The organism is Lactobacillus sp. C449L (assembly GCF_059900815.1).
In genome coordinates this window covers 328,846-343,044 of the sequence record NZ_JBWXGA010000001.1, presented here as the reverse complement: position 1 = coordinate 343,044, position 14,199 = coordinate 328,846, and the positions used below count along the sequence as shown (strand labels likewise).

The window sequence follows — 14,199 nt, the reverse complement described above, 5'->3', positions numbered from 1 at the left end:
GACAAAAGGGCTTTACTTTTTTTTCGTATTTAGTATAATATCAAAGGACGTTTTCATTAGGCATGGCTCTATGCATTAAAATACTAGGCATTTGCCAATGAAAGTAGTACAATATTCAACAGAGAACTATCCGTTACTTACTCAACGGACTTCTTGCAAATTTACAGGAGGGTCATTTTAATGGCAGAAAAAGAACATTACGTTAGAACAAAGCCACACGTAAACATTGGTACTATCGGTCACGTTGACCATGGTAAGACCACTTTAACAGCGGCTATTACTAAGGTTTTATCAGAAAAGGGTTTGGCAAAGGCTGAAGATTATTCAGACATCGATGCTGCTCCAGAAGAAAAAGAACGTGGTATTACTATCAATACCGCTCACGTAGAGTACGAAACTGAAAAGCGTCACTACGCTCACATGGATGCTCCAGGTCACGCTGACTACATCAAGAACATGATTACTGGTGCTGCTCAAATGGATGGTGCGATCTTAGTTGTTGCCGCAACTGATGGTCCAATGCCACAAACTCGTGAACATATTTTACTTGCTCGTCAAGTTGGTGTTGACTATATCGTTGTTTTCTTAAACAAGACTGATTTAGTTGACGATCCAGAATTAATTGACTTAGTTGAGATGGAAGTTCGTGACTTGTTATCTGAATATGATTATCCAGGTGATGATGTTCCTGTAATCCGTGGTTCAGCTTTGAAAGCTCTACAAGGCGACAAGGAACAAGAAGAAGTTATCATGAAGTTAATGGACACTGTCGACGAGTACATTCCAACTCCAGAACGTCAGACTGATAAGCCATTCTTAATGCCAGTTGAAGATGTATTTACTATTACTGGTCGTGGTACTGTTGCTTCTGGTCGTATTGACCGTGGTACTGTTAAAGTTGGCGACGAAGTTGAAGTTGTTGGTTTAGTTGAAAAAGTTCTTAAATCAGTTGTTACTGGTTTGGAAATGTTCCACAAGACTTTGGATTCTGGTGAAGCCGGCGATAACGTTGGTGTATTGCTTCGTGGTATTGACCGTGATCAAGTTGTTCGTGGACAAGTTTTAGCCGCACCTGGCTCTATTCAAACTCACCGCGAATTCAAGGGCCAAGTTTATGTTTTGAAGAAGGAAGAAGGCGGACGTCACACTCCATTCTTCTCAGACTACCGTCCTCAATTCTATTTCCACACTACTGATATTACTGGTGAAATTGAATTACCAGAGGGTACTGAAATGGTTATGCCTGGTGATAACACAGAATTTACTGTTAAGTTGATCAAACCAGCAGCCATTGAAAAAGGTACTAAGTTCACTATCCGTGAAGGTGGTCGTACTGTTGGTGCTGGTCAGGTTACTGAAATCCTCGACTAGTTCTTAAAAAAAACAGTTTAAAAAGATGTACTTCTTCATAGAAGTACATCTTTTTTTGCCTAAATTTGTTTTTTGCGAGCGTTTAATGTAAGATAATTTGGTATGTAACGATGCAGTTAAACTTGACATTGGAGGTATTTAATTAATGTCTGTAAATTGGAATAAAACCGGGAAAACAACCGGTGAACTTACTTTTGATATTTCTCAAGCAGAAGTAAAGCTTGGGTTAGATCAAGCTTTCAAGCGAATAAAGAAAAACTTGCGTGTTCCCGGCTTTAGAAAAGGTCACGTATCTCGCGTCATCTTTGATCAGTATTATGGTGAAGAAGCATTATACGAGGACGCCTTAAACATAGTTTTACCTAATGCATATGCAGCCGCCATTAAAGAAGCCGGCATTTCTGCTGTGGGCCAGCCACAAGTAGTTCCTGTTTCAATGGAGAAGGGTAAAGACTGGTCAGTTAAGGCAACTGTTAACGTTGAGCCTGAAGTTAAGTTAGGTGACTACAAAGGAATTGAAGTACCTAAACAAAATACGCGTGTTTATGCTAAGGACGTTGATGCTGAACTTACTCAGGAACGTGAAAAGAATGCTGAACTTGTACTTAAAAAGAGTGCTGCTACTAAAGGCGACACAGTAACCATTGATTACAAGGGTACTGTTGATGGTAAAGCCTTTGATGGTGGCTCGGCAGATGACTATGCTCTTGAGCTTGGTTCCAATACCTTCATTCCTGGCTTTGAAGATCAGTTAATTGGCCACAAAGCTGGTGACGAAGTTGATGTCGTTGTAACTTTCCCTGAAGATTATGGTGCAAAAGACTTAGCAGGCAAAGAGGCCCACTTTGCTACTACAGTTCATGAAGTTAAGACTAAACAATTACCTAAACTTGATGATGAATTTGCTAAAGACGTTGATGATTCTGTTGAAAATCTTGACGAACTAAAAGAAAAAATCAAAAAGGATTTGAAAGCTAAGAAGGAAGAAGCTGCTAAGGCTGCAATTGAACAAGCAGCTATCGAAGGTGCAGTTAAGAATGCATCTATCGATGAAATTCCAGATGCAATGATTCAGGAAGATGTTAATACACAGATGAATCAATATCTTGGCAATATGCAACGCCAAGGTATTAGTCCTGAAACATACTACAAGTTGACTAATACTACGGAAGATCAGCTGCGTGCGCAATTTAGCCAAGATGCTGCTGAAAGAGTTAAAACCAATTTGGTACTTGAAGCAATTGTTAAGAAAGAAAACATTAAAGCTTCTAAAGAAGAAATTGATAGTGAAATCAAAGATCTTGCTGGCGAATACAATATGGATGAAAAGACCGTTCGCAACACCTTGTCAGATGATATGCTTTCACATGATATCAATGTACGTAAGGCCATCGATCTTGTAGCTGATAGTGCAAAACAAGTTGCTAAGGCTAAGAGTAAAAAAGAAGCCGACAAGTCTGAAAAGAAATAATGTTTAACATAATTTAAAAGGTGGTAAAATAACCGCCTTTTTTATTTTATTTAAGCAAATTATTCTGGTACTGCTCACAATTTATGATACTCTTAAACTTGTAGATATGAGGAGGAAGAGAATGGCATCACAATTTACTGATCAGGAAGAAATTAAGTGTTCTTTTTGTGATAAAACGCAAGATCAAGTTAAAAAAATGATTGCTGGCAACGGGGTTTACATTTGTAATGAATGCGTTGATTTGTCAAAAAAAATTATTGATGATGAATTGAAGTCGGATTCATTAAAAAAGGCAAAAGACTTACCTAAGCCAATGGAAATTAAAAAGCAGCTTGATCAATACGTAATTGGCCAAGAAAGAGCAAAAAAAGTTTTGTCAGTAGCGGTTTATAATCACTATAAACGAATCAGTCAAATGGAGGTTGACTCTTCAACTGAGTTACAGAAGTCAAACATTGCTTTAATTGGACCTACAGGGTCAGGAAAAACTTATTTAGCGCAAACTTTGGCTCGTATTTTGGATGTACCGTTCGCAATTGCCGATGCAACAACCTTAACTGAAGCAGGATATGTTGGTGAAGACGTTGAGAACATTTTACTAAAGCTTTTGCAAAATGCGGACTACGACATAGAGCGTGCGGAGCGAGGAATTATTTATATTGATGAAATTGATAAGATTTCTAAAAAGTCGGAAAATGTTTCAATTACTCGCGATGTATCAGGAGAGGGCGTTCAGCAGGCTTTATTAAAGATTCTGGAAGGCACTATTGCTTCTGTGCCTCCACAAGGTGGACGTAAACATCCCCAACAAGAGCTGATTCAACTTGATACCACCAATATTTTGTTTATCGTTGGTGGTGCATTTGACGGTATCGAGCAAATTGTTAAAGATCGTATGGGCAAAAAGATCATTGGCTTTAGTGCAGAAAACAAACTGAACAGTACTTGGGATGATTCATGGACAAATCATCTTACTACTGGCGACTTGGTCAAATTTGGAATGATTCCAGAGTTTATTGGTCGTATTCCGATTGTCGCAACATTAGATAAATTAACTAATGAAGACTTAGTTAGAATTTTAACTGAACCCAAAAATGCGTTGGTTAAACAATATAAGAAGTTAATGTCGCTTGATGATGTTGAGTTAGATTTTTCTAAGGAGGCTTTATCAGCAATTGCTGATTTAGCTATTGAGCGAAATATGGGTGCTCGTGGATTGAGAACTATCATTGAAAACGCAATGATGGGGATTATGTATAAGACTCCGAGTGACCCTGATATTGAAAAGGTGGAAATTACGAAAGATGTGATTACAAATCAATCTGAGCCCACTGTAGTCCGCGCTAAAATAGAACCGGAAAATAAAGAAGTTAAGGCAGCAAATGATCATTAAAACAAGTGATTACGCAATTAGTGCGGTAAGAGAAGACCAATATCCAAAGGACGATTTACCTGAAATTGCTCTAGCTGGTCGTTCAAATGTTGGTAAGTCAAGTTTAATTAACTCTCTACTTAACCGAAAAAATCTTGCTCGTACATCTTCGCAACCTGGAAAAACCCAAACGTTGAATTTTTACATTATTAATCAAGAGTTTTACTTTGTTGATGTTCCGGGTTATGGCTATGCAAAAGTTTCGCGGGTACAAAGGCAAAAGTTTGGAGAGATGATTCAAGATTATCTTGAAACTAGAGAGAACTTAAGAGGCTTAATTTTGTTAACTGATTCTCGTCATGAGCCTACCAAAGATGATGTAGCGATGTACAATTATGCTCTTTACTTAAATGTACCAATCTTAATTGTTTGTACTAAAATTGACAAGGTAAAGAAAAGCCAAGAAAATAAGGTGCTAGCGAATTTAAAAAAGAACCTCGATTTAGGGCACGAAAATGTCAACGTGCTCACATATAGTTCGGTTAGAAAAACACACTTTAATGAAGTGTGGAATTGGATTGAAGATAAGTTGTAATAAAAATGACTCTCAAACGAGAGTCATTTTTATTTATTTTGTTTGTTTTTCTTTTTATCCTTACCAAGCTGCTTCTTTTTATCTTCAGGAACAGTGGCAAACTTATCAAACAATTTTTCTAATTCATCTTGTTTTTTGTACGTTAGACCCATATGTTAAGTTCCTTTCTTTTTGAATAATTATAATCGAAAATTGTTTTACCGGCTAGTAGTAAATTCACAATTCAGCATCAGACTCAACTAAACTGCTAGTGATGAGCATAAAGTACAGTTTAAAATCAAATCATTTGTTCGTATTTTATGTTAAAATTGATAAAGCAAAAATGGAGGGGGTGTGATTTTGACTTCAAAGCTAATTGAAAACAAATTAAAGCTTTTACCTGCTAAACCCGGTTGTTATCTGATGAAAGATGTTAACGGCAAAGTAATTTATGTTGGCAAGTCAAAAAATCTGCGAAGCCGGGTCCGCTCCTACTTTAAAAGCAAGCAAGTTGGTCGACGCGCGGAACTAGTCGAAGAAATTTACGATTATGATATTATTACGGTTTCAACTGATAAAGAATCTTTCTTGCTCGAAATTACTTTAATTAAAAAATACATGCCCTACTATAATGTTCAATTAAAGCAGGGAACGGGTTATCCCTATATTGAAATTACTAATGAAAGGGATCCCCAAACCAAGTTAACCAGTATTATTCGTAAAGATGGGGGTTATTATTTTGGTCCTTATCCTAATGTCTATGCAGCTCAAGCTACATTAAAATTTATTCAAAGAGTCTTCCCGTTGAGACGCTGCAATGGCAAACAAGGCAGACCTTGTCTTTATTACCACTTGGGACAGTGTCTGGGAGCTTGTTTTAAAACCGTACCTAAGTCTGAATATACTGCTCAAATCAAAAAAATAAAAAGCTTTTTAAACGGTGATATTGCTTGGGTTAAGCAAGACTTAAATCAAAAGATGGAACAAGCAGCTCAAAATCTTGAGTTTGAACGGGCTGCTGAAATTAGAGATCAGCTTAAATACATTGAAGAAACGGTCGAAAAACAAAAAATCATCTCAAACGACAGTACCCAAAGAGATATTTTTAATTTTTATGTTGATAAATCGTGGATTTCAATTCAGATCTTTTTTTTACGACAGGCAAAATTGCTGAGAAGCGAAACGAAAATGTATCCGTTAACTGATACCGGTGATCCTGAAGACACATTCACGACGTTTATTGCTCAGTTTTACGGGCAAAAAAATCGTGTATTACCTAAAGAAGTACTGGTTCCTGACGGAATTGATAATGAAGCGCTCAGTGAGGTATTAAATCTACCAGTTAGAACGCCAAAACGTGGACAAAAACGTTCTCTATTAACGATGGCCAAGGAAAATGCCAAACTTAAGCTAGATGATAAATTTCGTTTGCTTGAACTTGGCAATCGGAAGACCAAAGGGGCACAAAAAGAAATATTTGATGCACTTGGTCTACCATACGGACAAGTTATTGAGAGTTTTGACCATTCGCATATTCAAGGAACTGATCCAGTATCAGCGTTGGTGGTTTTTAAGGATGGCGAGCCAGATAAAAATTCGTATCGTAAGTACAAATTAAAAGGTGAGGTTGAACATCAAAACGGTGGAGACGAAGTGCGAAATACCCGCGAAGTTGTTCGAAGACGATACAGCCGACTTTTACGTGAGCACAAAGAAATGCCGGATTTAATTTTAATGGATGGTGGTCAAATTCAAATTGATGCGTGTGAAGATGTTTTACGTAATGAATTGAATCTTAATATTCCCGTTGCTGGAATGGTCAAAGATGACAAACACCGCACAAACCATTTATTATTTGGCGATCCACTTAACGGCGTGCCGATGAAGCTAATCCAACTTGATCCCAAGTCACAAGGGTTTTATTTGATGACTAGAATTCAAGACGAAGTTCACCGTTTTGCCATTACATTTCATCGGAGAACACATGCTAAAAATGCGTTGTCAAGCAAATTAGATTCTATCAACGGAATTGGGCCTAAAAGTCGAAACAAATTATTAAGGCACTTCGGATCAATGAAAAAAATAAAAGAAGCATCAATTGATGAGTTGCGTGAGGTGGGACTAACTTTACCACAAGCCCAAACCATTAAATTGACGCTGTAACTATTTATTTTTGACCCGAAATCCAAGTTTTTTATGGTATAGTATTAAAGTTAGAGAAGACGGAAGGAGAAGATGCATGCCTACATTTGTCGATCAAACTAAGATTGAAGTCCAAGCTGGAAAAGGTGGAGACGGCATGGTTGCTTTTCGCCACGAAAAATATGTTCCCAATGGTGGTCCTGCTGGCGGCGATGGTGGTCGCGGTGGCAGCATTATTTTTGTTGCCGATAGTGGATTAAGAACATTAATGGATTTTCGCTACCGGCGAAAGTTCAAAGCTGATAGCGGAGAAAATGGTCGGATTAAGTCACAATATGGTCGTGGAGCAAAAGACTTGTATTTACGGGTTCCGATTGGAACCACTGTTTACGATTTTAATACTAACGAAGAAATAGGTGACCTAACCGAAAATAAGCAAAAACTAGTGGTTGCTAAAGGTGGTCGCGGTGGCCGTGGCAATATTCATTTTGCTACGAGTGTCAACACGGCACCAGAAATTGCCGAAAATGGGGAACCCGGTGAAGATCGAGTATTACGTTTAGAACTAAAGGTTCTAGCGGATGTTGGACTGGTCGGTTTTCCTTCCGTTGGTAAATCAACACTATTATCAGTTGTTACTAAGGCTAAGCCGAAAATTGCAGCTTACTCATTTACAACCTTGACTCCTAATTTAGGAATGGTGGTTTTGCCTGATGGTCGTGACTTTTCAATGGCTGATTTGCCGGGACTAATTGAAGGTGCAAGTCAGGGAGTTGGATTAGGCATTCAGTTTCTTCGCCATATTGAACGGACTAAGGTTATATTGCATCTAGTTTCAATGGATCCAGAAAATGGTCGTGATCCATTAGAGGACTATCAAAAAATTCGCAAAGAATTGTTGCTGTATGATCAAAGTCTCGAACAAAAACGCGAAATAGTTGTTGCAACTCAGCTTGACATTCCTGGTGCGAATAAAAAACTGACTGAATTTAAGCAGGAATTGGAAAAAGCGGGAATTGATAAAGCAATATATGAAATTTCAAGTGTAACGCACCAAGGTGTTGACCACTTAATGCAGGATACAGCCAGCTTAGTAGAAGAAGTTGAACAAGAGCAAGAAGAAAAAGAAATTAAGCCTAATACCGGAGTTAAAGAATATAAATATGACGCTCCTAAAAAGAATGAATTTGAAATTATTAGGCTTGAAGATCATGTTTTTGAAATTAAAGGCCAAAGTATTGAGCGATTAGTTGAGCGGACAAATCTTGATTACCAAGATGGTATTCTTCGTTTAGCCAGAAAGTTAAAGAACTTGGGTGTAGATGAAGCGTTGCGTGAAAAAGGAGCCATTGATGGCGACGATGTTATAATTGGGACATTCAATTTTGAGTTTGTACAGTAGAATAGAAAAGTTGTAACTATGACAAAAAATCGGTTTATTACGGGATATTCTGGACTTAGAGCATTAGCAGTTATCGGGGTAATTTTATATCACCTTGACCCTAATACTTTTATTGGTGGTTATCTTGGTGTGCCGATTTTTTTTGCTTTATCAGGATACCTCGTTACTTGTCAAATGCTTAGTTCATATGATAAAAAAGGTACATTTGATAATAAGAAATTCTACTTAGGCAGATTAAAAAAGTTATATCCACCTTTAATTGCAATGTTGTGGCTTGCAGCGGCATATATTTTCTTATTTCAGCGCAATTTGCTAGTTAAATTAAGTCAGATTGTTATTACTAACTTACTTAATATCTTTAATTTTTGGCAGATTTTAAATGGACAAAGTTATTTTGAGCGTTTTGCCACTAATGAGTCACCTTTTGTTCATTTATGGACAATGTCAATTAATGGTCAATTTTATGTTTTGTGGCCAGTAATTATCTACCTTTTAGTTAAATACGGAAAAAAGCGAAAAAATATTTTTTTAATTTTAACTAGTTTTTCCATTTTATCTGCTATCGAAATGGCTGTTATGTATAAAACTGGTGTAGACCTTAATCGGATATATTATGGAACAGATACCAGGTTTTTTTCATTAGGACTTGGAGCAGCATTTGCAGTTATCTGGCCAATGGATAAAATGAAATCTCAAATTGAAAGTTCTGATGCTCTGCGACTTGATTTTGTTGGCACATTTGCCTTGCTTGGGATGCTTTTTTTGATTTTTAGTCCCCTAATGAATCCTGAAAAGGCCTTTTCATATTGTGGCGGAATGCTGCTTTTTACGGTGTTGACGGTTATTTTGATTGGCATTATTGCGCATCCCTGTAGTCATTGGAACAAGTGGCTAACTAATCCAATTTTTAATTGGCTTGGCTCTCGTAGTTATGAAATTTATTTATATCAATTTCCCGTAATGATCTTTTTTGAAGATAAAGTAACAAATTTGGCAGATCATGTACTTTTGTACTATGCTTTAGAAATTTTTATTATTCTTCTTTTGAGTGAATTATCTTATCGCTTGATAGAAAAACCGTTTGGTGAAATAAACTGGTTAAAAGTCAAAAAATGTTGCAGCTCTCTTTTTGCTCATAATCCGCGCAGCTACCTGCTTAGGTTTGAAACGGTGTTAGCAGCACTAATTTTTGTTTTTGGAAGTATTGGAATATTGGTTTCACCAACCGTTAAAGCTGAAGATTTTAATAAATCTTCGCTGGCTCTAAGAATAAAAACTAATCGAAAGCGACAAAAAAAGGAAAATAAGTCAGTAATTGCCAAATTGAAAAAGGACAGGCTAAAACAACAAAAAAAGGCTAAACTAATTAGTGAGGCAAAACTAGCTGCAAGAAAACATCCAGTAAATAAGTCATATACTAAGTACAATATTAGTCAGATTGATTTGCAACTAGCACCAAAAGTTCAACTCACTGCCGTAGGAGATTCAGTATTAGCAGGTTCAAGTAATGATTTATCTTGCCTAATGCCTAAAGCTGTTATTGATGCTGCGGTTTCACGACAGCTTGAAGTTGCTTTTGGTCTGTTGAACCAATATAAAGCGCAGGGCGCTCTAGCAGATAATGTCCTAATTGCGTTAGGGACAAATGGACCGTTTCCAATGTCTGATTTAGACAAATTGATGGCGCAACTTGGATCTAAACGGCAAGTTTTTTGGATAAATACTCATGTGCCAAATAAACCTTGGCAAAATCAAGTTAATAACTTGTTAAATAAGGCCGCTAAACGGTATCATAATCTTAAAATTATTGATTGGTATAATTATTCGAAAGATCATCCTGACTGGTTCTACGAAGATAAAACGCACCCAACACCAGTCGGATCAAAGTATTATAGTGCTTTAATTGTCAAAACAATTGTTGAGCACGCAAAATACTAGAACAGGAAACAAATGGAATTACAATTTTTAGGAACGGGAGCTGGCCAGCCCTCCAAACAGCGCAATGTATCAAGTATTGCGTTGAAAATGCTGGACGAAATCAATGAAATTTGGTTATTTGATGTTGGTGAAGCAACGCAACATCAAATACTAAGAACCAATATTAGATTGCGTAAGGTAACTAAGATTTTTATTTCACATAATCATGGTGATCATATATTTGGCTTACCTGGACTACTTGCAACTAGATCATTTCAAGGTGATGTTGGACCAATTACTATTTACGGTCCCCCTGGTTTGGAACAATTTGTCAGAACCGCTTTAAAAGTATCGCGCACAAAAATTTCTTATCCAATCAAGTTTGTTCAGTTAGAAGAAGGCGGCTTAATTTATCAAGGTCAAGGTTTTTCAGTATACGCCGAAAAACTAGCTCACCGAGTTCCAAGTTTTGGTTATCGCGTAGTTGAAGATGATCATCAAGGTGAACTTTTAATGGACAAGTTAACGCCATATAATGTTCCCAATGGACCATTACTTGGTAAACTAAAAAATGGTGATAAAATAACCTTAGAAGATGGGACTGTTTTGGATGGTAATGACTATTTAGGTCCTAATAAACCTGGTAGAATAATTACAATTGTTTATGACACCCGATCAACTCCTGAAATTGCAAAATTGGCAAAAAATGCTGACGTGTTAGTACATGAGTCTACTTTTGCCGGTCATGAAGCAAATCTGGCGCATTCTTATTACCATTCAACTGCGGTTGAAGCAGCCAAGATTGCGCGTGATAATGGGGTTAAGAGCTTATATTTGGATCATATTTCAGCCCGATATTTAGGTGCAAAGGCGAAAAAGTTAGAGAATCAAGCTGAAAAAATATTTCCAAATACAAAATTAGCAAATGATTTTGATCGTGTGGTTATTCCAATGGAAGGTGAAGACAAATGAGTGACTCGTTAAGAAATAAAGTTGTTGTTGTAACTGGCGCATCTAGTGGTATAGGCCATTCTATTGCACTAGAAAGTGCTGGCCGTGGCGCTACTGTCATTTTAATTGCTAGAAATAAGGAAAAGTTAGAACGAGTGGCAGCTGAAGCTCATGAATTGTCAGGCGCTCCTACATATTCCTTTGTTACTGATATGGGTGAGAGCGAACAAATTGATGCTACTTTCAATAACATTGTCAAAGTGACACGTCACGTAGACTATTTAGTTAATTGTGCTGGCTTTGGTAAATTTGAAAATTTTGTTGAAATGAATCGCCGAGAAGTAACGGCAATGTTTCAAGTCAACGTATTGGGTTTAATGTACTTTACACGTTTAATTGGGCGTTTGATGATGGATCAAAAGACTGGTCAAATTATCAACTTTGGTTCGATGGCCGGGAAAGTGCCAACCGTTAAATCAGCTGCTTACAGTGCTTCAAAAGCTGCTGTAATTCAATTCTCTAATGTTTTGCGCTTAGAATTAAAACCCTTTGGCATTAAAGTAATGACAGTGAATCCAGGACCTGTTTACACTAACTTTTTCAATATTGCTGATAAAAGTGGCAAATACGTTCAGAACGTTGAACGGTATATGCTTGATCCGGATGATGTAGCTTGGCAAGTTGTCCATTTCTTTGGCAGCAATCGGCGCGAATTAAACTTACCACTCAGTTTGGCTGCTTTAGCAAAGCTGTATAATTTGTTCCCTGCTATCGGTGATAGATTGTCAATCAAATTTGCTTCCAGAAAGTAGGACATGATAATGAAAGATAAATCGCGACAAATTAAATTAGTCCTTATTTTGTTTTTGGCTTTATTGGCAGTTATTTTTGTTGTTCTTAATACCAATAATGTAGCTATTAATTTTGGATTGTTTAAAGTAAAGGTGCCGTTGATAATCATTTTAGTGCTAATGATTATTATTGGTGTCCTAATTGGCTGGTTTTGTGGTTCAAATGGACGTAATCAAGACAAGAATAACTAATATAGCTTGATTTATTTGAGATACAATAGTATCATTAACAAACGTGAAGTGTTTTTGGGCACTTTTTTGATAGTGACCTGAAAACCAGATTCTACAATAAAGGAGATCAATTAAATGGCAGTTCCTAAGAGACATACTTCTAAGCAAAAGAAACGTTCACGTCGTGGTCATATCAAGTTAGCTGTTCCAGCAATGCACTATGATGCAACTACTGGTGAATACCGTTTGAGCCACCGCGTTTCACCTAAAGGTTATTACAAAGGTCGCCAAGTAGTTAGTGAAACTAACGCTAGCGACAACAACTAATTATGAGGCACCTGAATTCCGGTGTCTTTTTTTTGCCTAAAAATTGAAAAAGCCCAACAGGAAAGGTATAGCGATGAAACTAGTATTTTTGAGTTCAAGCGATATACACGGATATATTCTGCCAACTGATTATCAAGATAATAAAAACTATGAAGTACCCTTTAGTCTAAGCCGGGTTAGTAGCGTCATCAAAAGTGAACGCGCTAAATATGGCAAAGAAAATGTTGTGGTCGCAGATACTGGTGATTGTTTACAAGGTTCGCCGCTAGCGTCTTATGTTCATGATATTAGAGATTATTCTGCACTGAAGACTTATGCAAATTTTTACAATGCGATAGGTTATGATGCCCGTTGTCTAGGAAATCATGATTTTAATTACGGTCTCGATTACTTGAAATATTTTGTTGACCATACTCAAGCTCCAGTTTTAAATGATAATATTTTGGATGTAAAAAACGGGCAGCCAGCATTCGGAAAAGATTTTTTAATTATTAATAAAAATGGTCTTAAGGTTGGACTTTTAGGAATTACAACTCAACGCGTGCCATATTGGGAGCCTAAAGAACATGTGGCCGGGTTAAGATTTGCATCTGCTTTTGAGCAAATTAGGTACTATTCACAAATATTGCGTCCGCAAGTTGACGTATTAGCAGTGCTGTACCATGGTGGCTTTGAAGCAAATCTTAAAACAGGAGAAATAACTGAACCCAATACCGGTGAAAATGAAGGCTATAAAATTCTCGCTGAAATACCAGAAATTGATGTTTTTTTAACTGGTCATCAGCACTTGCAAATGAATCAAGTAGTGCAAAATACTGCAATTGTCCAACCTGGTTATCGAGGCGAAACAGTAGGCAAGGTAATTTTAGATATTGATGACCAGAGTAAAAAAGTCAGGTCAATGGATACGGAATTGATCCGAACTAAAGACTTCGAGCCAGATCCAGAAATTACTAGCCTTGCTACTGAATTGAATAAAAAAACTCAAGAATGGTTAGATCAACCGATTGCCCATATGGCAACGCCTGCTCCTATTGGTAATATTAATCGCGCAAGAATTGAGGGCGCCCCATTTATCAATTTATTACAACAGATGCAGTTGTATTATACTGATGCTGAAATTTCAGCAACTGCCGTGATGAGTGAAACTGCTAACGGTTTTGACACGGAAGTTACTATGCGAGATCTTCTGTTAAACTATCCGTATGCCAATCAACTTTGTCGACTTAAGGTCACTGGTAAAGAACTGCGTGCAATTATCGAACACAGCTTGACCTTTTTAACCAAAAATAAACAGGGGAATATTGTCTTTGAGCCTAAGTTGCAGAATCAGCTTTTTAATTTTGATGTCTTTTATCCGGTAGAATACGAAGGAATAATTGACAGGCCAAAAAACCACCGATTAACCAAATTGAGATTAAATGGTCAACCAATCGAAGATGAGCGAGTATACCATTTAGCTGTTAATAATTATCGGGCGATGGGTGGTGGATTTTATCCTGGTTATAGTCTAAATAAAATAGAAAAAATTCTTGATAAAGACTATGTTCAAATGTTCCAACAATTTTTGACCCAAGTACAACCACAAGTTGATACACAAAAGAACTATCATTTTTATTAATATAAAAAGGTCACTAATAGCACGATGCT

The 14,199-nt window shown here is 37.1% G+C and carries 13 protein-coding genes; 12 read left to right on the top strand and 1 reads right to left on the bottom strand.

The window, feature by feature from the left end; all coding sequences use genetic code 11:
- Positions 1-180 precede the first annotated feature (180 nt).
- The 4 genes from tuf to yihA all read left to right on the top strand — a co-directional run bounded on the left by tuf (position 181) and on the right by yihA (position 4,809).
- The gene (tuf, locus tag AC2JF9_RS01615) at positions 181-1,371 is read left to right on the top strand and encodes an elongation factor Tu (protein ID WP_500724953.1); all 1,191 of its coding nucleotides are present in this window, start codon (positions 181-183) and stop codon (positions 1,369-1,371) included.
- 145 nt (positions 1,372-1,516) lie between these two features.
- Positions 1,517-2,842, top strand: a complete 1,326-nt coding sequence (tig, locus tag AC2JF9_RS01610; protein WP_500724952.1) for a trigger factor — start codon at positions 1,517-1,519, stop codon at positions 2,840-2,842.
- 121 nt (positions 2,843-2,963) lie between these two features.
- Positions 2,964-4,235 carry an ATP-dependent Clp protease ATP-binding subunit ClpX gene (gene clpX / locus AC2JF9_RS01605; protein WP_500724951.1) on the top strand — a complete coding sequence of 424 codons (1,272 nt, stop codon included), beginning with the start codon at positions 2,964-2,966 and terminating at the stop codon, positions 4,233-4,235.
- Positions 4,225-4,809: a ribosome biogenesis GTP-binding protein YihA/YsxC gene (yihA, locus tag AC2JF9_RS01600; protein ID WP_500724950.1), complete on the top strand. Its 585-nt coding sequence runs from the start codon at positions 4,225-4,227 to the stop codon at positions 4,807-4,809. The genes clpX and yihA overlap by 11 nt, the downstream gene beginning before the upstream one ends.
- A gap of 29 nt (positions 4,810-4,838) precedes the next feature.
- On the opposite strand, the gene AC2JF9_RS01595 is transcribed toward yihA, so the two are convergent.
- Positions 4,839-4,961 carry an SPJ_0845 family protein gene (locus AC2JF9_RS01595; protein ID WP_500724949.1) on the bottom strand — a complete coding sequence of 41 codons (123 nt, stop codon included), beginning with the start codon at positions 4,959-4,961 and terminating at the stop codon, positions 4,839-4,841.
- A 187-nt stretch (positions 4,962-5,148) separates the two neighbouring features.
- On the opposite strand from AC2JF9_RS01595, the gene uvrC reads away from it, so the two are divergent.
- The 8 genes from uvrC (at position 5,149) to AC2JF9_RS01555 (ending at position 14,170) form a co-directional block, all read left to right on the top strand.
- Positions 5,149-6,951 (top strand): excinuclease ABC subunit UvrC, encoded by a 1,803-nt coding sequence (gene uvrC / locus AC2JF9_RS01590; RefSeq protein WP_500724948.1) that lies wholly within the window; start codon positions 5,149-5,151, stop codon positions 6,949-6,951.
- A 76-nt stretch (positions 6,952-7,027) separates the two neighbouring features.
- The gene (gene obgE, locus AC2JF9_RS01585; protein ID WP_500724947.1) at positions 7,028-8,332 is read left to right on the top strand and encodes a GTPase ObgE; all 1,305 of its coding nucleotides are present in this window, start codon (positions 7,028-7,030) and stop codon (positions 8,330-8,332) included.
- An 18-nt stretch (positions 8,333-8,350) separates the two neighbouring features.
- On the top strand, positions 8,351-10,270 hold the full coding sequence (locus AC2JF9_RS01580; protein WP_500724945.1) for an acyltransferase family protein: 1,920 nt from the start codon (positions 8,351-8,353) through the stop codon (positions 10,268-10,270).
- Between the two features lie 12 nt (positions 10,271-10,282).
- Positions 10,283-11,221 carry a ribonuclease Z gene (rnz, locus tag AC2JF9_RS01575; protein WP_500724944.1) on the top strand — a complete coding sequence of 313 codons (939 nt, stop codon included), beginning with the start codon at positions 10,283-10,285 and terminating at the stop codon, positions 11,219-11,221.
- Positions 11,218-12,012, top strand: a complete 795-nt coding sequence (locus AC2JF9_RS01570; RefSeq protein ID WP_500724943.1) for an SDR family NAD(P)-dependent oxidoreductase — start codon at positions 11,218-11,220, stop codon at positions 12,010-12,012. The genes rnz and AC2JF9_RS01570 overlap by 4 nt, the downstream gene beginning before the upstream one ends.
- A gap of 9 nt (positions 12,013-12,021) precedes the next feature.
- Positions 12,022-12,243, top strand: a complete 222-nt coding sequence (locus AC2JF9_RS01565; protein ID WP_500724942.1) for a lipopolysaccharide assembly protein LapA domain-containing protein — start codon at positions 12,022-12,024, stop codon at positions 12,241-12,243.
- A 114-nt stretch (positions 12,244-12,357) separates the two neighbouring features.
- On the top strand, positions 12,358-12,549 hold the full coding sequence (gene rpmF, locus AC2JF9_RS01560) for a 50S ribosomal protein L32 (protein ID WP_046306801.1): 192 nt from the start codon (positions 12,358-12,360) through the stop codon (positions 12,547-12,549).
- 73 nt (positions 12,550-12,622) lie between these two features.
- Positions 12,623-14,170, top strand: a complete 1,548-nt coding sequence (locus AC2JF9_RS01555) for a bifunctional metallophosphatase/5'-nucleotidase (RefSeq protein ID WP_500724941.1) — start codon at positions 12,623-12,625, stop codon at positions 14,168-14,170.
- The last annotated feature ends 29 nt before the right edge of the window (positions 14,171-14,199 follow it).

Excerpts from the sequence above, each read along its gene's own strand:
- tuf (WP_500724953.1), top strand. The coding sequence starts at position 181 with ATGGCAGAAAAAGAACATTACGTTAGAACAAAGCCACACGTAAACATT.
- obgE (WP_500724947.1), top strand. The coding sequence starts at position 7,028 with ATGCCTACATTTGTCGATCAAACTAAGATTGAAGTCCAAGCTGGAAAA.
- rnz (WP_500724944.1), top strand. The coding sequence starts at position 10,283 with ATGGAATTACAATTTTTAGGAACGGGAGCTGGCCAGCCCTCCAAACAG.
- AC2JF9_RS01565 (WP_500724942.1), top strand. The coding sequence starts at position 12,022 with ATGAAAGATAAATCGCGACAAATTAAATTAGTCCTTATTTTGTTTTTG.
- tig (WP_500724952.1), top strand. The coding sequence starts at position 1,517 with ATGTCTGTAAATTGGAATAAAACCGGGAAAACAACCGGTGAACTTACT.
- AC2JF9_RS01580 (WP_500724945.1), top strand. The coding sequence starts at position 8,351 with ATGACAAAAAATCGGTTTATTACGGGATATTCTGGACTTAGAGCATTA.
- AC2JF9_RS01595 (WP_500724949.1), bottom strand. The coding sequence starts at position 4,961 with ATGGGTCTAACGTACAAAAAACAAGATGAATTAGAAAAATTGTTTGAT.
- yihA (WP_500724950.1), top strand. The coding sequence starts at position 4,225 with ATGATCATTAAAACAAGTGATTACGCAATTAGTGCGGTAAGAGAAGAC.
- rpmF (WP_046306801.1), top strand. The coding sequence starts at position 12,358 with ATGGCAGTTCCTAAGAGACATACTTCTAAGCAAAAGAAACGTTCACGT.
- AC2JF9_RS01570 (WP_500724943.1), top strand. The coding sequence starts at position 11,218 with ATGAGTGACTCGTTAAGAAATAAAGTTGTTGTTGTAACTGGCGCATCT.
- clpX (WP_500724951.1), top strand. The coding sequence starts at position 2,964 with ATGGCATCACAATTTACTGATCAGGAAGAAATTAAGTGTTCTTTTTGT.
- AC2JF9_RS01555 (WP_500724941.1), top strand. The coding sequence starts at position 12,623 with ATGAAACTAGTATTTTTGAGTTCAAGCGATATACACGGATATATTCTG.